The sequence below is a fragment of the Pseudomonas sp. RIT411 genome, from assembly GCF_003057735.2.
Taxonomy (GTDB): Bacteria; Pseudomonadota; Gammaproteobacteria; order Pseudomonadales; family Pseudomonadaceae; genus Chryseomonas; species Chryseomonas oryzihabitans.
Map to the genome: position 1 here is coordinate 144,603 of NZ_QBIZ02000001.1, position 17,904 is coordinate 162,506.

The 17,904-nt window shown below is 67.2% G+C and carries 13 protein-coding genes; 12 read left to right on the forward strand and 1 reads right to left on the reverse strand.

What is annotated here, in order from left to right:
- The first annotated feature begins 136 nt into the window (after positions 1-136).
- The 8 genes from cydP to DBY63_RS00740 all read left to right on the forward strand — a co-directional run bounded on the left by cydP (position 137) and on the right by DBY63_RS00740 (position 8,920).
- Positions 137-280, forward strand: a complete 144-nt coding sequence (gene cydP / locus DBY63_RS24940) for a cytochrome oxidase putative small subunit CydP (RefSeq protein WP_007158840.1) — start codon at positions 137-139, stop codon at positions 278-280.
- Positions 281-313: 33 nt separating this feature from the next.
- Positions 314-1,927: a cytochrome ubiquinol oxidase subunit I gene (locus DBY63_RS00710; protein WP_108581040.1), complete on the forward strand. Its 1,614-nt coding sequence runs from the start codon at positions 314-316 to the stop codon at positions 1,925-1,927.
- Between the two features lie 10 nt (positions 1,928-1,937).
- Positions 1,938-3,077, forward strand: a complete 1,140-nt coding sequence (cydB, locus tag DBY63_RS00715; protein WP_027599768.1) for a cytochrome d ubiquinol oxidase subunit II — start codon at positions 1,938-1,940, stop codon at positions 3,075-3,077.
- A gap of 23 nt (positions 3,078-3,100) precedes the next feature.
- Positions 3,101-3,217, forward strand: a complete 117-nt coding sequence (gene cydX, locus DBY63_RS00720; RefSeq protein ID WP_007158843.1) for a cytochrome bd-I oxidase subunit CydX — start codon at positions 3,101-3,103, stop codon at positions 3,215-3,217.
- Positions 3,198-3,500, forward strand: a complete 303-nt coding sequence (locus DBY63_RS00725; protein WP_074583040.1) for a cyd operon YbgE family protein — start codon at positions 3,198-3,200, stop codon at positions 3,498-3,500. Before cydX ends, DBY63_RS00725 begins: the two co-directional genes overlap by 20 nt.
- 217 nt (positions 3,501-3,717) lie before the next feature.
- Entirely contained in the window at positions 3,718-5,679 is a 1,962-nt protein-coding gene (locus DBY63_RS00730; protein ID WP_042133528.1) for a methyl-accepting chemotaxis protein, read from the forward strand.
- A gap of 505 nt (positions 5,680-6,184) precedes the next feature.
- On the forward strand, positions 6,185-8,146 hold the full coding sequence (locus tag DBY63_RS00735; RefSeq protein WP_108581041.1) for a methyl-accepting chemotaxis protein: 1,962 nt from the start codon (positions 6,185-6,187) through the stop codon (positions 8,144-8,146).
- A gap of 141 nt (positions 8,147-8,287) precedes the next feature.
- Positions 8,288-8,920 (forward strand): LysE family translocator, encoded by a 633-nt coding sequence (locus DBY63_RS00740; protein ID WP_074583044.1) that lies wholly within the window; start codon positions 8,288-8,290, stop codon positions 8,918-8,920.
- Here DBY63_RS00740 and DBY63_RS00745 read toward each other — a convergent pair.
- Positions 8,917-11,493 (reverse strand): EAL domain-containing protein, encoded by a 2,577-nt coding sequence (locus tag DBY63_RS00745; RefSeq protein WP_256594329.1) that lies wholly within the window; start codon positions 11,491-11,493, stop codon positions 8,917-8,919. The genes DBY63_RS00740 and DBY63_RS00745 overlap by 4 nt on opposite strands.
- Before the next feature lie 314 nt (positions 11,494-11,807).
- On the opposite strand from DBY63_RS00745, the gene xdhA reads away from it, so the two are divergent.
- The 4 genes from xdhA to guaD are packed head-to-tail and all read left to right on the forward strand — an operon-like array spanning position 11,808 to position 17,803.
- Entirely contained in the window at positions 11,808-13,247 is a 1,440-nt protein-coding gene (xdhA, locus tag DBY63_RS00750) for a xanthine dehydrogenase small subunit (protein WP_108581043.1), read from the forward strand.
- Positions 13,240-15,639: a xanthine dehydrogenase molybdopterin binding subunit gene (xdhB, locus tag DBY63_RS00755; protein ID WP_108581044.1), complete on the forward strand. Its 2,400-nt coding sequence runs from the start codon at positions 13,240-13,242 to the stop codon at positions 15,637-15,639. The genes xdhA and xdhB overlap by 8 nt, the downstream gene beginning before the upstream one ends.
- A complete protein-coding gene (gene xdhC / locus DBY63_RS00760) occupies positions 15,636-16,463 on the forward strand; it encodes a xanthine dehydrogenase accessory protein XdhC (RefSeq protein ID WP_027599776.1) in 828 nt (275 codons plus the stop codon). The genes xdhB and xdhC overlap by 4 nt, the downstream gene beginning before the upstream one ends.
- 29 nt (positions 16,464-16,492) lie before the next feature.
- Complete coding sequence (gene guaD, locus DBY63_RS00765; RefSeq protein ID WP_108581211.1) at positions 16,493-17,803, forward strand: guanine deaminase; 1,311 nt, start codon at positions 16,493-16,495, stop codon at positions 17,801-17,803.
- Positions 17,804-17,904: the final 101 nt, after the last annotated feature.

Sequence of the window (17,904 nt, forward strand, 5' to 3'; positions counted from 1 at the left end):
AACGACTGCGACAACCTGACCCAGGCGATGGCCACTGGCCAATTGATCTGGATCAGTTTTGCCCAGGGCCAGCAGGCGCATCCTGCATGCAGCCGCCACTCCGTCCTGGAGCGGCGCCACGGCTCGCGAGGTCGCCATGAACGGACGCCTGGTCAAGGAACTGCTGATCATCCTGCTGATCAAGCTGGCGCTGCTCATGGCGATCAAGAGCCTCTGGTTCAGCGCCCCCACGGTGCCGCCCGACGCCACCCAGGCGGTCAGCGCCCACCTGCTGGACTAGTACCCCTTCCCTTCGCTTGAGGAGATTGCCGGGATGATCTCGGAATCCGTCGTGGACCTGTCACGCCTGCAATTCGGCATGACCGCGCTGTATCACTTCATCTTCGTGCCCCTGACCCTGGGGCTGGTGGTGATCCTGGGGATCATGGAGTCGGTCTATGTGATGACCGGCAAACAGGTCTACAAGGACATGACCCAGTTCTGGGGCAAGCTGTTCGGCATCAACTTCGCCCTGGGCGTCACCACCGGCCTGACCATGGAGTTCCAGTTCGGTACCAACTGGGCCTACTACTCCCACTATGTCGGCGACATCTTTGGCGCGCCCCTGGCCATCGAGGGCCTGATGGCCTTCTTCCTCGAATCGACGCTGATCGGGCTGTTCTTCTTTGGCTGGGAGCGGCTGTCGAAAGGGCAGCACCTGCTGGTGACCTGGCTGGTGGCCCTGGGCTCAAATCTCTCCGCGCTGTGGATCCTGGTGGCCAACGGCTGGATGCAGAATCCGGTCGGTGCCGAATTCAACTACGTCACCATGCGCATGGAGCTGGTCGACTTCGGCGCTCTGCTGCTCAACCCCGTGGCCCAGGTGAAGTTCGTCCACACCGTGGCCTCGGGTTATGTCACCGGCGCCATCTTCGTCCTGGCGATCTCCAGCTACTACCTGCTCAAGGGCCGCGACATCGGCTTCGCCCGGCGTTCCTTCGCCGTGGCCGCCGCCTTCGGCATGGCCGCAGTCATCTCGGTGATCGTGCTGGGCGACGAATCCGGCTATCGCGTGGGCGAGGTACAGAAGGTCAAGCTGGCCGCCATCGAAGCCGAGTGGAACACCGAGGCAGCCCCTGCCTCCTTCACCCTGTTCGGGATCCCCAACCAGCAGGAGATGCGCACCGACTACGCGGTAAAGATCCCCTATGTGATGGGCCTGATCGCCACCCGCTCCACCACCGAGCAGGTCACCGGCATCAAGGATCTGGTCAAGCACTACGAAGAACGCATCCGCAGCGGCGCCCAGGCCTATGCCCTGCTGGAGCGCCTGCGCGCCGGCGACGACTCCGCCGCTACCCGCGCCGCCTTCGACGCCCGCAAGCATGACCTGGGCTATGGCCTGCTGCTCAAGAAATACACCAAGGATCTGCCTGCCGCCTCCGACGAGCAGGTGCGCAAGGCCGCCCTGGACACCATCCCCAACGTGGCGAGCGTGTTCTGGACCTTCCGCATCATGGTCGCCAGCGGCGTGCTGATGCTGGCCCTGTTCATCTGCGCCTTCTGGGCCTCGACCCGGCGCAACGAACTCAGGAAGCCCTGGCTGCTGAAGTGGGCGCTGTTCAGCCTGCCCCTGCCCTGGATCGCCACCCAGACCGGCTGGTGGGTCGCCGAGCATGGTCGCCAGCCCTGGACCATCAGCGAGGTGCTGCCCACCCACCTGTCGGCCTCGACCCTGGCCCCAGCCGACCTCTGGGGTTCCATCGGCGCCCTGGTCACCTTCTACACCCTGCTGCTGATCGTGGAGCTGTACCTGATGATCCGCTTCGCCCGCCTCGGCCCGAGCAGCCTGCATACCGGCCGCTACTTCCATGAACGCGCCGCCCAGGTCGGCGACGCCCTGCGCCAGGCTGCGGTGGCCAAGCCCGCTGCCCCGGCCAACGTCTGAGGAGACCGCCATGTTCGACTATGAAGTCCTCAAGCTCATCTGGTGGGTGCTGATCGGCGTGCTGCTGATCGGCTTTGCCCTCACCGACGGATTCGACATGGGGGCCATGATCCTCATGCCCCTGATCGGCAAGACCGACAAGGAACGCCGCGCCGCCATCAACAGCATCGCCCCGCACTGGGACGGCAACCAGGTGTGGTTCATCACCGCCGGCGGCGCCCTCTTCGCCGCCTGGCCGATGGTCTATGCCACCGCCTTCTCCGGACTCTACTGGGCGCTGCTGCTGGTGCTCTTCGCCCTGTTCCTGCGCCCGGTGGGCTTCGACTACCGCAGCAAACTGGACAACACCCGCTGGCGCAGCGCCTGGGACTGGGGCCTGTTCACCGGCAGCCTGGTTCCGGCGCTGGTGTTCGGCGTGGCCTTCGGCAATCTCTTCCAGGGCGTGCCCTTCCAGCTCGACGACACCCTCAGATCCACCTACAGCGGCAGCTTCTTCGCTCTGCTCAACCCCTTCGCGCTGCTCTGCGGCGGGGTCAGCCTGGCCATGCTCTGCGCCCATGGCGGCAGCTGGCTGATGCTGCGCACCCACCAGGCCCTGGGCGAGCGCGCCCGCCGCGCCACCGGCCTGTGCGCCCTGCTGCATCTCGCCACCTTCGGCCTCGCCGGCGTCTGGCTGGCCCATGGCATCGACGGCTACGTGCTGATCAGCCAGGGCGATCCGGGCACCGCCCTGAATCCGCTGCACAAGGTGGTCGCGGCCGGCAACCCGGGCTGGCTGGCCAACTACCATGCCCAACCGCTGACCCTGATCGCCCCGGTCGTGGCTGTACTCGGCAGCGTCCTCGCGCTGCTGGGCAGCAGCTGGCGCCAGGCCGGTCTGGCCTTTACCGGCACGGCCCTGGCCATCGTCGGCACCCTCGCCACCGCCGGCTGCGCGCTGTTTCCCTTCGTGCTGCCGTCGAGTCTGGATCCGGCCTCCAGCCTGACCGTCTGGGACGCCGTCTCCAGCCACAAGACGCTGGGCATCATGTTCGTCGCCGCGGCCCTCTTCGTGCCGCTCATCCTCGCCTACACCCTGTGGAGCTACGTCCGCATGTGGGGCAAGGTCGATGACCGCTTCATCGACGCCAACCCCCACGGCCTCTACTGATCAGCCTCTCAAGGAGACACGCCATGTGGTACTTCACCTGGATCCTCGGTGTCCTGCTCGCCGCGAGCTTCGGCATCATCAACGCCCTCTGGCTGGAAAGCACCCGGGAGCTGGACGTCCATGACGACGCCGAATGCTGAAGCCCTGCCCCGCGTCCACCCGCTGGGGCGGACGCTGTCCCTGCTGCTGGCGGCGCCCCTGGCCCTGCTGCTGCTGATCCACCCCGGGCTGATGCTCGACGCCAGCGGCCACTACAGCCATCCGCTGCTGATGGCGGTGATGCTGGGCGTGTCCGCCGGACTGGTCCACGGCGTCGGCTTCGTGCCGCGCCTGTGGCTCTGGCGCCTGCTGTTCGGGCCGGCGGTGGGCTGGCCGCTGCTGGTGCTCGGCTACGCCCTGCTCTTCAGGGCGCAGCTGGGCTGATCGATGTCCGACCCTAGCGCCCGGCCTCCCCGGGCGCAGCACGCACCACCCGGCGTACCGCCTGACATACAGCCTGGCGCACCCTCACTCGCACCACTGATTAACCTGACTATAAAGGTTCGTCCCGGGGTGCCGACATAACCGCAATCGACCTCGCCCAGGGCGGCTGATCGCTTTGCCGCCGGCGCCCCTGCTGACCGCCTCAGAGAAGTCCACCATGCTCAGGAATGCCCCCCTAAGTACCAAGCTCCTGCTGATCCTGCTGCTGCCGCTGGCTGGCTTCCTGGTGATCTCGGGCCTCTACACCGCCGACCGCTACGAAACCTTCAAGGACATGGAGCACACGGTCACCGCCAGTGCCACGGCGCAGCGCATCAGCGCCGTGATCACTAGCCTGCAGCGCGAACGCGGCGCCAGCGGCGTCTTTCTCGGCAGCGGCGGCAAGTCGATGCAGGACAAGCTGAAGACCTTCCGCCAGGACAGCGACAACGCCCATGGCGAACTCAAGACCCTCGCCAGCGGTAGCGATGCAAACATCCAGGCCCTGCTGCGTGCCCTGGACGGTCTGCCGGAGCTGCGCACCAAAGTCGACGGCCTGGCGCTCAACAGCACCCAGTCCGGTGCGGCCTACACCGACCTGATCAAGACGCTGATCGGCTATACCCATTCGCTGGAAGCCGGGGTCGACGATCCGGCCATCCTGCGCGCCCTGGGCGCCCTCAATCTGTTCGTCGAGATGAAGGAACGCGCCGGTCGCGAGCGGGTGCTCCTGGGTCTGGCCTTCAACCAGAATCGCTTCGACGCCAGCCTGCTGTCGCGCTTCGCCCGCAACCTGGGCGAATTCTCCGCCTATGCCGACGCCTTCCAGCGCAAGGCCACGCCCGAGTTCATCCGCCAGCTCGACGACACCTTCAAGCAACCCAGCGCCCAGGAAGTCAGCCGCCTGCAGCAACTGGCCTTTACCGTTCCCCTTGGCGATGCCCTGGGCGTCAAGCCGGAGGACTGGTTCAACCTGGCCACCCAGCGCATCGACCTGATGGGCAAGGTGGAGGCGGACCTCGGCGCCAGCGTCGGCGCCCAGGCCGAGCAGGCCCGCGCCGCTGCCAGTCGCGATCTCTGGATCACCCTGGGCCTGGTGCTGCTGGTGCTGGTGGCCGTCTCGGCGCTGGCCTGGGTGATCATCCGCAACATCAAGCAGGCGGTCGAACAGGTCAATGGCACCCTCACCCGCCTGGCCACCCGTGACCTCACCGCCCGTTGCGCCTATCAGGGCAAGGACGAGTTCGGCACCATCACCGGCAACCTCAACCAGATGAGCCAGGAGCTGGGCCAGGTGATCCAGGAGATCGGCGCGGCCACCGTCCAGGTCGCCACCGCTGCCGAGGAGGCTTCGGCGGTCGCCATCCAGACCAGCCAGAACGTCGCCCAGCAGCGCCTGGGCACCGATCAGGTGGCCACCGCCATCGCCGAGATGAGCGCGACGGTCAAGGACGTCGCCCGCAGCACCACCGAAGCCGCCGAGGGCTCGCGCCAGGTCGAGGGCAACACCAGCCAGGGTCGTCGCGAATTGCAGGCCACCATCGGCCTGGTGCAGGGGCTGTCGGTGCAGGCCGAACGGACCTCGGACATCATCGCCGAACTCAAGCACGAGAGCGATGCCATCTCCTCGGTGCTGGACGTGATCCGCGGCATCGCCGAACAGACCAATCTGCTGGCGCTCAACGCCGCCATCGAAGCCGCTCGCGCCGGTGAGGCCGGGCGTGGCTTCGCCGTGGTGGCCGACGAGGTGCGCTCCCTGGCGCAAAAGACCCAGCAATCCACCGGCAGCATCCAGCAGATGATCAATAATCTGCAGACCGGCTCCGACCGCGCCACCCAGGCCATGCAGGAAACCCTGAGCCAGGTGCAGACCGGCGCCAGCAATGTGGTTCGCGCCGGCGAGCTGCTGGGCGAGATCGCCGAGGGCGTGACCCTGATCAACGACCGTACCATCCAGGTCGCCTCGGCCGCCGAACAGCAGAGCCAGGTCGCCGAAGAGATCAGTCGCAACGTCAACGACATCAACGACCTGGTGATCCAGGTCAGCGCCGGTGCCGAGCAGACCGCGGTCACCAGTCGCGAACTGGCGCGCCTCGCCGAACAGCAGCAGGCGCTGGTCGGCCGCTTCCGGGTGGCCTGACCCTAACCAGGCATTCGATGGCCAGCGAGGGGGACAGCTCGGGTTCCCCCTCGCTGGCCATCCGCTGCAACCCCGCCTTCCCGCTTCTCGCTGTTCTCTCCCGCCTCCCCGCGTTGCCCTGTCGTTGGGCTTGGTCGCCCTTCGGCACTGCCCAGCCTGCCCCCAACCCGGACGTCAGTGCTCTGTACCGAGTTCTACCGTGTGCCCCGGCTTGATCCTTCCACCGCAGGCCTTTGCCGCCATCGCCCTTCAGCCCCGGTGGCGACTCCGCGGTTCCAGACGACGCAGGGAATCGGCAAGCAACACCCACGAACCGCTCTAGCACGCTACTTGCAGACATTACAGCCGGTCATGCGCGCGCATCCGCTACCCGGGTATTTCCGCAAGCAACAGTCAGGCTTTGCGCAGCGGAATCCTTTCCGGCGATGCCTGCGCGGTGACCTCTCATGGAACCGATCCCTCGCGTCCCAGCAAGCGCGAGGGTCATCTATAGAAGGACTGACCGATGCTGAAGAACGCCGCCCTGAGTACCAAGCTGCTGCTGATCCTGCTCCTGCCCCTGACCGGCTTTCTGCTGATTTGCGGTCTCTTCCTCAAGGAGCGCTACCAGACGCTGGAGAATCTCGATCACACCGTGACCGCCAGCGCCACGGCGCAAGACGTCAGCACCCTGATCACCTACCTGCAACGCGAACGGGGCGCCAGCGGCGCCTTTCTCAGCAGTGGCGGCACGGCCGTGCGTGACGACCTGCGAACCTATCGCCAGGACAGCGACCAGGCCCAAGGCGTCTTGCGCGCCCGGGTGGCCAGCGACGATACCGCCCTGCAACCCGTGCTGAAGCTCCTCGACGGCCTGCCCGGGGTGCGCACCACCGTGGACGGCCTGACGATCAGCGGTACCCAATCCAGTGCCGCCTATACCGAGATGATCCAGGCGTTGATCGGCTACAACAGCAAGCTCGAAGCCGAAGTCGAGGATCCGGCGATCAAGCGCGCCCTGAATGCCCTGAATCTGTTCGTCGAGATGAAGGAAAGAGCCGGCCGCGAGCGCGCGCTGCTGGGGATAGCCTTCAGCAGGAATCGGCTGGAATTGCCGCTACTGGTGCAGATCGCACGCAATCTCGGCGAATTCACCGCCTACGCCGACGCCTTCAGGAAGAGGTCCGCGCCCGAGGTCGTCCAGCGATTCGAGAACCTCCTCAAGCAGCCCGGTGCCCTGGAGCTGGCGCAGTTGCAGCGGCGCGCGCTCTACACGACGCCGGGTAGACCGCTGAATGTGCAGCCGGACACCTGGTTCGACCTGGCCACCCAGCGCATCGATCAGCTGGGCACCCTGGAAACGGAGCTGGGCGCCAGCATCATCGCCATCACCGAACAGCTACGCGCCGGCGCCAGCCGCGATCTCTGGACCACCCTCGGCCTGATGCTGGTGCTGCTGGTGGCCGTTTCGGTGCTGGCGTGGCTGGTCATCCGCAACATCAGGCAGGCGGTCGAACAGGTCAACGGCACCCTCACCCGCCTGGCGACCCGCGACCTCAGCGCCCGTTGCGTCTACCAGGGCCGGGACGAATTCGGCACCATCACCGGCAACCTCAATCTGATGAGCCAGGAACTCGGCCAGGTCATCCAGGAGATCGGCGCGGCCACCCAGCAGGTCACCACCGCCGCCGAAGAAGCCTCGGCGGTCGCCATCCAGACCAGCGAAAACGTGACCCAGCAACGCCTGGGCACCGATCAGATGGCCACCGCCATCGCCGAGATGAGCGCCACGGTCAAGGATGTCGCCCGCAGCACCAGCGAAGCCGCCGAGGGCTCGCGGCAGGTCGAGGCCAGCGCCCGCCAGGGTCGCCACGAATTGCAGGCCACCATCGGCCTAGTGCAGGGGCTGTCGGTGCAGGCCGAGCGCACCGCGCAGATCATCGCCGAACTCAAGCAGGAGAGCGACGCCATCTCCCTGGTGCTGGACGTGATCAATGGCATTGCCGGGCAGACCAATCTCCTGGCGCTGAATGCGGCCATCGAGGCGGCGCGCGCCGGTGAGGCCGGTCGCGGCTTTGCCGTGGTGGCCGACGAGGTACGCTCCCTGGCGCAAAAGACCCAGCAATCCACCGGCAGCATCCAGCTGATGATCAGCCGCCTGCAGAGCGGCACCGACCGCGCCGCCCAGGCCATGCAGGAGACCCTCGGCCAGGTGCAGACCGGCGCCGGCAACATGCTCCGCGCCGGCGAATTGCTCAGCGAGATCGCCGAGGGCGTGACCCTGATCAACGATCGCAATATCCAGGTGGCCTCGGCCGCCGAGCAGCAGAGCCAGGTCGCCGAAGACATCAGCCGCAACGTCAGCGACATCCATGAGCTGGTCATCCAGGTCAGCGCCGGTGCCGAGCAGACCGCGGTCACCAGTCGCGAACTGGCCCGCCTGGCCGACGCCCAGCAGTCACTGGTGGGGCGCTTCCAGGTGGCCTGAGCCCCGCGCCGGCCGCTGTACGGTGGAAAAACCGCCCCTCTGGATGGCGCTGCCGGCGCGCCCTGTCGCCAGACTGGGCGCCGCTGTCAGCGACTGGTCGCCGGCAGCGCAGGACCGGCCACCAGACCGCCTGGAAACGCCATGGATACCTTTGCCCTCTACCTGCTGCTGTGCGGCCTCACCATTGCCAGTCCCGGTCCGGGCGTGCTGCTCACGGTCAACAACGCCCTGCTGCTGCAGTGGCGCGGCGCCCTGCCAGGCATCCTCGGTGTGGTGCTGGGCATCCTCCTGGTAGCCATTCTGTCCAGCACCGCGCTCGGCGCCCTGGTGAGCAGTTCGCCACGGGCGCTGCAGGGGCTGCAATTGCTTGGCGCGCTCTATCTGGGCTGGTTGGGTCTGAGTCGCCTGCGCCAGGACTCGCTTCCAGGCCAGCGGACCGGCACGACCCGGCCGGCGATCGGCGTCGCCAGACGCCTCCGGCAAGGGCTGCTGGTGTCCCTCACCAATCCCAAGCTGATCATCTTCTTTCTGGCGCTGTTTCCGCCCTTCATCCAGGCGGACCGCCCGGTGCTGCCGCAGCTGGTGCTGCTGGTGGCGAGCTTCTGCCTGTTGAGCCTCCTCATTCACTGCAGCTACGCCGGGGCCGCAGCAGCCTTGAGTACCCGCCTGACCGCGGGTTCCACCCTCGCGCGCCTGAACCGGGCGGCCGGCGGACTCTTTCTGCTGTTCGCCGCGCTGCTGCTGGGTGCGGCCCTGGGTGCTCCTAGTGCCTAGTGCCTGGTGGCGACCAGGGTGCGACTGGCGTCGTTGGACGCTTCCCGCGGCCGTGCCTGGTCCTGCCGCAAGGCGGCGAACCGCGCCTGGGACAGCGGTCGCTGCAGATGGAAGCCCTGGGCCTGGTCGCACCTGAGATCGGCGATGCGCGCCAGTTGGCCGGCGGTCTCGATGCCCTCGGCCACCACCGTGAGCGACAGCGCCCGCCCCATGCTGACGATGGCCTCGACGATGGCCGCGTTGCTCTCGCTTACCTCGATGTTGGAGACGAAGCTGCGATCGATCTTCAGGCAATCGAAGGGATAGGTGCGCAGATAGCTCAGCGAAGAATAGCCGGTACCGAAGTCGTCCATGGACAGCCGCACCCCCAGCGCCTTGAGCTTCTTCATCAACTCCAGGGCGCCCGCGGCGTCGTCCAGCAGGACGTTCTCGGTCAGCTCCAGCTCGACCCGCGCCGGATCGATGCCGGTGCGGTCGAGCACCTTGCGCACCCGCGCGACCAGATCGTCACGCTGGAACTCCAGCGGCGACAGGTTGATGGACACGATCAGCTCCGGCTCCCAGACCACCGCCTGGCTGCAGGCTTCCTGCAGCACCCAGTCGCTCAGGCCGAGGATCAGTCCGGTCTCCTCCGCCACCCCGATGAATTCGGCCGGTGCCAGGCGACCGCGCGCGGGATGGTTCCAGCGCACCAGCGCCTCGGCGCCCAGCAGGCGCTGGCTGCTGGCGTCGAATCGCGGCTGGAAATCCAGCTCGAATTCCAGCCGCTGCAATCCCAGGCGCAACTCGGTCTCCAGTTGGCGCCGCTCGAGGATGCGCTGGTTCATGGTGGGCTCGTAGAACCTCAGGGTATTGCGCCCGGCGGCCTTGGCTTCGTACAGGGCGATGTCCGCATAGCGCAGCAGATCCTCGGCGCCATGGCCATCCTGGGGCGCCTGGGCGATGCCGATGCTCGCGCCAATATTGATGTCGTGCTCGTCGATGCGCATGGTCCGGCCGATGCCCTCCAGCATCCGGTTGCACATCAGGCTCACCTGCTCGGCACTCAGGCAGCCGTTCACCGCGATCAGGAATTCATCGCCGCCGATGCGCGCGACCAGATCGCCCTCCCGGACGCTGGCGCGCAATTCGCGAGCGACCTGGCAGAGCACCTGATCGCCCGCCCCATGGCCGAGGGAATCGTTGACCGGCTTGAAGCGGTCCAGGTCGAGGGCCAGCAGATGCAGCGGCTGACTGGCACTGACGCCCTCGGCGAAGCGCTGCGCCAGGTAGCGGTGCAGCTGATGACGATTGGCCAGTCCGGTCAGGGCGTCGTGCCGGCTGATGTGCTCGATGCGGGCCTTGGCCTCGATCTCCTCGGTCACGTCGCATACGGTGCCGCGAAAGCCGGCCAGCAGGCCGCCGCTGATGATGGGCTGCGCCGAGAGCTGGCAGTACCTGAGCTTGGCCTGGGCATCGCGCATCTCGCAGGGCAGCGGACGGCGGGTGCGGCCGGCCGCCAGCGGCGTCCGGGCCACCTCCTCGACCTGGCTCGGCGGGTAGCCCAGCAACTCGTGCAGCGGACGCCCCAGCCAGTCTTCGCGGCTGAAGCCGGTGACGGCCACGAAGCGCTCCGAGAGATAGACCAGTCGCTGTTCGGCGTCGCTCTCCCAGATCCAGTCGGACGAGGCCTCGGAAACGGTACGAAAGCGCTGCTCGCTGTGCCTCAGGGCATCTTCGGCCACGCCGGTCTGCCGCGCCGCCAGGGCGATCCGCCGGCGCAGGTACCAGACCAGCAGCAGCGCCAGGCCACACATGGTCGCCAGCAGCGGCACGAATTGCGTCAGCAGGCGATGCCCCATGCCATGCACCAGCCAGTGGAAGGTCACCGCGATACCCGGATCGGACCTCACCACCAGGGTCGGCCGCTCCGCCAGGGCGGGCAGGTCCCCGGGCTCCGCGGTCAGCCCGGGCAATTCGAAGGCGTGCCCGAGCTGGGCCAGCTTGTCCGGCGTGAGGATGTCGACGAACACCATATAGGACAGCCGCTTGAAGTCCTGGTAGGTCGCATCCGGGCGGATGACCGCGGCCAGCACGCTGGCCGGCTGGCCATCGATCAGGAAATAGCCCTGGGCATAGCCATCCTTGAGCGAGCGTTCCCGCGCCTGCGCCAGCAGCGCCGTCTGGTCGTCGCCGAGCCAGGTGTCCAGTTGCATCTTGCTGCGGCCGCCGCCAACCACGGCATAGCGGGTCACGCCATTGGGTGCCAGGATGAAGGCGCCGTTCACCCCGTAGCCGCTGTAGAGGGACGGCCCCACATTGTCCTCCTCGTAGGCCCAGTTGACGTCGACCTTCTTATTGGTCCGCGCATAGGCCTCCAGCCAGAAGGAATAATCGGTCAGCACCCGACCCAGTTTGTCCACCCGCGTTTCCAGCGCGCGCTGGGCGTCCGCCTCGCTGTGGTGGCGTTGCTGCTCGTCGATGCGCGCGCACAGGTCGAACAGCATCCAGCCCGCCAGGGCGAAGATGAGGGTGACCAGGGCGAAGAAGCCGAGGGAGGCCTGACGGGCGACACGATTGAGTTGGGTAGGCACGATAGCGACCTGTTGCAACGGGTTGTACGAGGGTGCTGACGGCAGGCGGCCAGGCCGTAATCGTCTGCCTTTATATCGGCACTGCCTTGGGCGGCTTGAAGCCCCCGCATAAATATTCCGCAGAAGAGCTCGCTAGAGCGGCTGCTTTTGCACCATCCATGGGCGCCGACGTACCGAGTGCGCCAGGACGGCGCAGCCTTTCCTGCCCCTCTTGCTCAAAAACGACAGAGGGGCGCCACTCACCCGGGCAAATGTTGACCTATCGGTCAGCTTTACCCACCATCAAGGCATTCGAGACCAGGTGGAGAGCGGCCGTGATCAGGTTTCTGCTGGACCAGGAGCTGCGCGTTGAAGAGCAGCTCGATCCCAACCTTACCGTGCTGCAGTATCTGCGCGAGCGCTGCGGCAAGACCGGCACCAAGGAAGGCTGCGCCTCGGGCGACTGCGGGGCCTGCACCGTGGTGCTGGCCGAGCCCGACGGCGACCAGCTGCGCTATCGCACCGTCAACAGCTGCCTGACCTTCGTCGCGGCACTGGACGGTCGGCAACTGATCAGCGTGGAAGACCTCAAGCACCAGGGCCGCCTGCACAGCGTGCAGCAGGCCATGGTCGACTGCCACGGTTCCCAGTGCGGCTACTGCACCCCTGGCTTCGTCATGTCGCTGTTCGCCTTGCAGAAGAACGTCGCCGCGCCGGATGACGCCGCCACCCACGAGGCCCTGGCCGGCAATCTCTGCCGCTGCACCGGCTACCGACCGATCCTGGCCGCAGCCGAGCAGGCCTGCGCCGGCCGTCAGCCGGATCAGTTCGATGCCCGCGAGCAGCAGACCCTGGAGCGCCTCGAGGCCCTGGCGCCAGTACCCGACACCCGTCTGGAGGGCGCCAACCGGCGCTGCCACAGCCCCATTACCCTAAGCGAACTGGCCGGTATCTACCAAGCGCACCCCGAGGCGCGCCTGCTGGCCGGCGGTACCGACCTGGCCCTGGAAGTCACCCAGCAGCATCGCCGTCTGGATACCCTGATCTACCTGGGTAACCTCCCGGAATTGCGCGGCGTCACCGTTGGCGACGATTCTATCGAGATCCGCGCCGCCACCCCGCTGGCCGACTGTGCCGCCGCCCTGGCCGCCGACTACCCGGACTTCGGCGCCCTGCTGCAGCGTTTCGCCTCCCTGCAGATCCGCAACCAGGGCACCCTGGGCGGCAATATCGGCAATGCCTCGCCCATCGGCGACAGTCCGCCCCTGTTGCTGGCCCTGGGCGCCAGCCTGCTGTTGCGCCAGGGTGAACGCCTGCGCGAACTGGCTCTGGACGATTTCTTTCTCGACTACCGCAAGACGGCCCTGGAACCCGGCGAATTCATCCAGGCGGTCCGGGTGCCGCGGGCGCGTGAGGGCCTGGTCTTCCGCGCCTTCAAGGTATCCAAGCGGCTGGACGACGATATCTCCGCGGTCTGCGCCGCCTTCGCGCTGGAGCTCGACCAGGACCGCGTCGCGGCGGTACGCATCGCCTACGGCGGCATGGCGGCCACGCCCAAGCGTGCCGCTCAGTGCGAGCAGGCGCTGCTTGGCCAGCCCTGGAATGCCGCGTCCATCGAACGCGCCGTCCAGGCCCTGGCCGAGGATTTCGCCCCACTGTCGGACTTCCGCGCCAGTCGCGAATACCGCCTGCTGACGGCGCAGAATCTGCTGCGCAAATGTCACCTGGAGACCACCCAGCCCACGCTCGCCACGAGGCTCACCGCCCATGTCTAGCACCCTCCCCGTTCGCACCCCCGAGGAAATGGCCGCGGCCTTCGCCGCCGGCCTGGCCAGCGGTGTCGGCAAGCCGCTCAAGCACGAGAGCGCCGACAAGCATGTCAGTGGCGAGGCCCTGTATATCGACGATCGCCTGGAATTCCCCAACCAGTTGCACGTCTATGCGCGCATGAGCGAGTACGCCCATGCGCGGATCAAGCACATCGATCTCGCGCCCTGCTACGCGATTCCCGGCGTGGCCCTGGCCATCACCGCCGCCGACGTACCGGGCCAGCTGGACATTGGCGCCGTCCTCCCCGGCGATCCGCTGCTCGCCGATGGCGAGGTGCAGTACCTGGGCCAGCCGGTATTGGCGGTGGCCGCTACCAGCCTTGACGCTGCCCGCCGCGCCGCCCAGGCCGCCCTCGTCGAATACGAGCCGCTGGAGGCCATCCTCGACGTCAAGGAAGCGCTGCGCCGCGAGCACTTCATCTCGCCCAGCCACAGCCACCACCTGGGTGACGCGGCCGCCGCCCTGGCCGCTGCCCCCCATCGTCTGCAGGGCGAACTGGCCATCGGCGGCCAGGAGCACTTCTACCTGGAAACCCAGGTGGCCTCGGTCATGCCCACCGAAGACGGCGGCATGCTGGTCTATTCCTCTACCCAGAACCCCACCGAGGTGCAGAAACAGGTGGCCGAGGTGCTCGGCGTCTCCATGAACAGGGTCACTGTCGACATGAGACGCATGGGCGGTGGCTTCGGCGGCAAGGAGAGCCAGGCCGGCATGCCGGCGGCGCTCTGCGCGGTGTTCGCCCATCTCACCGGGCGCCCGGTGAAGATGCGCCTGCCGCGCTTTGAAGACATGCATATGACCGGCAAGCGCCATCCCTTCCATGTCGAGTACGACGTCGGCTTCGACGACGAAGGCCGGCTGCTGGGCATCCGCTTCGAACTGGCAGGCAACTGCGGCTATTCGCCGGACCTGTCCAACGCCATCATCGACCGCGCCATGTTCCATGCCGACAACGCCTACTTTCTCGGCAACGCCCAGATCACCGGCCACAGATGCAAGACCCATCTCGCTTCCAACACCGCCTACCGCGGCTTTGGCGGCCCCCAGGGCATGCTGGCCATCGAGAACGTCATGGACGCCATCGCCCGCCATCGCGGTCTCGATCCGCTGGAGGTCAGGCGGCGCAACTACTACGGCAAGGAGACGCGCAATCTCACCCACTACCACCAGGTGGTGGAAGACAATCTGCTCGAGGAGATGACCGCGGACCTGGCGGCCAGCAGCGACTACCAGGCGCGTCGTGCGGCCATCCGCGACTTCAACCGGGACAGTCCGGTACTGAAGAAGGGCCTGGCCCTGACCCCGGTGAAATTTGGCATCTCCTTCACCTCTTCCTTTCTCAACCAGGGCGGCGCCCTGGTCAATGTCTACACCGACGGCAGCATCCACCTGAACCACGGCGGCACCGAGATGGGCCAGGGGCTCAACACCAAGGTCGCTCAGGTGGTGGCCGAGGTCTTCCAGGTCGACATAGCCCGCATCCAGATCACGGCGACCAACACCGACAAGGTGCCCAACACCTCGCCCACCGCCGCTTCCAGCGGCACCGATCTCAACGGCAAGGCCGCGCAGAACGCCGCCCAGACCATCAAGGACCGGCTGATCGATTTCGCCAGTCGGCACTTCCACATCGGGCCCGAAGAGGTCGATTTCCGCAATGGCCATGTCAGGGTGCGCGATCGCCTGCTGAGCTTCGAGGAGCTGATCCAGCTGGCCTACGTCGGCCAGGTGTCACTCTCCAGCACCGGCTACTACCGCACGCCCAAGATCCACTACGACCGCGACCAGGCGCGCGGCCGGCCCTTCTACTACTACGCCTTCGGCGCCGCCTGCTCCGAGGTGCTGATCGACACCCTCACCGGCGAATACCGCCTGCTGCGCACCGACATCCTCCACGACGTCGGTGCCTCCCTGAATCCGGCCATCGACATCGGCCAGGTGGAAGGCGGCTTCGTCCAGGGCCTGGGCTGGCTGACCATGGAAGAACTGGTATGGAACGACGCCGGCAAGCTGCTCACCGCCGGTCCCTCCACCTACAAGATCCCGGCGGTGAGCGATGTGCCACCGGATCTGCGCGTGCGCCTGGTGGAGAATAGGCAGAATCCCGAGGCCACGGTGTTCCACTCCAAGGCCGTGGGCGAGCCGCCCTTCATGCTCGGCATCTCGGTGTGGTGCGCCCTGCAGGACGCCGTGGCCAGCGTGGCGGACTACCGCTTCCATCCCGCGCTGGACGCGCCCGCCACCCCCGAGCGGGTACTCTGGGGCGTGGAGCGCATGCGCCGCCTGGCCGCCGAGCTGCACACCACCCCGGTCCCCGCCACGGAGGAGCCCGCATGAACTCCAAACGTGGCTGGCTGGCCCTGCTGGCCGACTTCGAGGCGCGCGGCGAACCCTGCGTGCTGGTCACCGTGGCCGACGAACAGGGCTCCACGCCCCGCGACGCCGGCACCAAGATGCTGGTGGGGCGCGAGGAGCAGCACCTGACCATCGGTGGCGGTCATCTCGAATACCGCGCGGTGGACATCGCCCGGGAAATGCTCGCCGCCGGCACCCGCCAGCCGCGCCTGGAACGCTTCTCCCTGGCCGCCAGCCTCGGCCAGTGCTGTGGCGGCGTCACCACCCTGCTGTTCGAACCTCAGCTGGCGCAGGACGTCCCGGTGATCGTCTTTGGCGCCGGCCATGTCGCCCGGGCCTTGGTGCCGCTGCTGGCGGGATTGCCCTGCGCCGTGCGCTGGGTCGACTCGCGGCCCCAGGAGTTTCCCGCCGTCCTGCCCGCTGGCGTGGAAAAGATCGTTACCGACGAGCCGGTCGACGAGATCGCCCGCATGCCGGCGGGTGCCTACTACATCGTCATGACCCATAATCACCCCCTGGACCTGGAGCTGACCGACGCCATCCTCGCCCGCGGCGACCATGGCTACTTCGGCCTGATCGGCTCCAGGACCAAGTGGGCCAAGTTCCGCCACCGCCTCGCCGCCCGTGGCCACGGCGCCGACCGTCTGGCCACGGTGCGCTGCCCGCTGGGCCTGCCCGAGGTCCAGGGCAAGTTGCCGCTGGAGATCGCCATCGCCGTGGCCGGCGAGGTCATCGCCCACTACGGCCGCCAGGCCCAGCAGGCGGACCAGCCGCTGCGCCTGGTCAACGCCGTCGCGCCCAACTGATCCCTTTTCCGCCGCTTCGTCTTTCAGAGATCGTTATGACTGCCATCGCCCATCGTGCCGCCCTGCTCCACAGCCTCGCCGACCCGGCCGAGGTGGGGCTGGACGCCTCCTACGAATACCACGCCGACGGCCTGCTGCTGGTCGCGGACGGCCGCATCCAGGCCATGGGTCCGGCCGCCGAACTGCTGCCCACCCTGCCAGCCGGCACCGAGGTGATCGAGCACCCCCACGCCCTGATCACCCCCGGCTTCGTCGACACCCATATCCACTATCCGCAGACCGGCATGATCGCCAGCTACGCCGAACAGCTGCTGGACTGGCTGGACACCTACACCTTCCCCACCGAGGGCGCCTTCGCCGATCCGGCCAAGGCCGCCGAGGTGGCCGAGGTCTTCGTCGGCGAACTGCTGCGCAACGGCACCACCACCGCCCTGGTGTTCGGCAGTGTCCATCCGCAGTCGGTGGATGCCTTCTTCGAGGTCGCCGAACGCCTCGACCTGCGCATGATCGCCGGCAAGGTGCTGATGGACCGCAACGCCCCGGACTATCTGCGGGACACCGCCGAGTCCGCCTACACCGACAGCAAGGCGCTGATCCAGCGCTGGCACGGCAAGGGCCGGCTGCACTACGCCGTCACCCCGCGCTTCGCCCCCACCAGCACGCCGGAGCAACTGGAAGCCGCCGGCCGCCTGCTGGCCGAGCACCCGGACGTCTACCTGCACACCCACCTCTCCGAGAACCTCAAAGAGATCGACTGGGTGAAGGCGCTGTTCCCGGAGCGCAGCCACTACCTGGACGTCTACGACCACTTCCAGCTGCTCGGTCCGCGCTCGGTGTTCGCCCACGGCATCCACCTCTGCGACGCCGAATGCCAGCGCCTGCACGACACCGGTTCGGCGGTGGCCCACTGCCCCACATCCAATCTCTTCCTCGGTAGCGGGCTGTTCGATCTAGAGCGGATGGAAGCCTTCAAGGTCAATGTCGGCCTCGGTACCGATGTCGGCGCCGGCACCAGCTTCTCGCTGCTGCAGACCCTCGGCGAGGCCTACAAGGTGCAGCAACTGCGCGGCCATCGCCTGCACCCCTTCAAGTCGCTCTACCTGGCCACCCTCGGCGGCGCCCGCGCCCTGCGCCTGGACGACCGCATCGGCAGCCTGGCCCCCGGCCACGACGCCGACTTCGTGGTGCTCGACCTCAAGGCCACCCCGCTGCTCGACTACCGCCTGCAGCAGTCCAAGAGCCTGGAAGAAACCCTCTTCGTCCTCACCACCCTGGCCGACGACCGCGTGGTGCGCGAGACCTATGCCGCGGGTCGCCGGGTACACAGCCGCGACAGCTGAACCTGTTGGGCTTCGCCGCTGGAGCCGCCTCAACCCAACCTACCCATCAACGTAGGTTGGGTTGAGCCTAGCGAAGCCCAACAAACCCAAACGACCGAGCC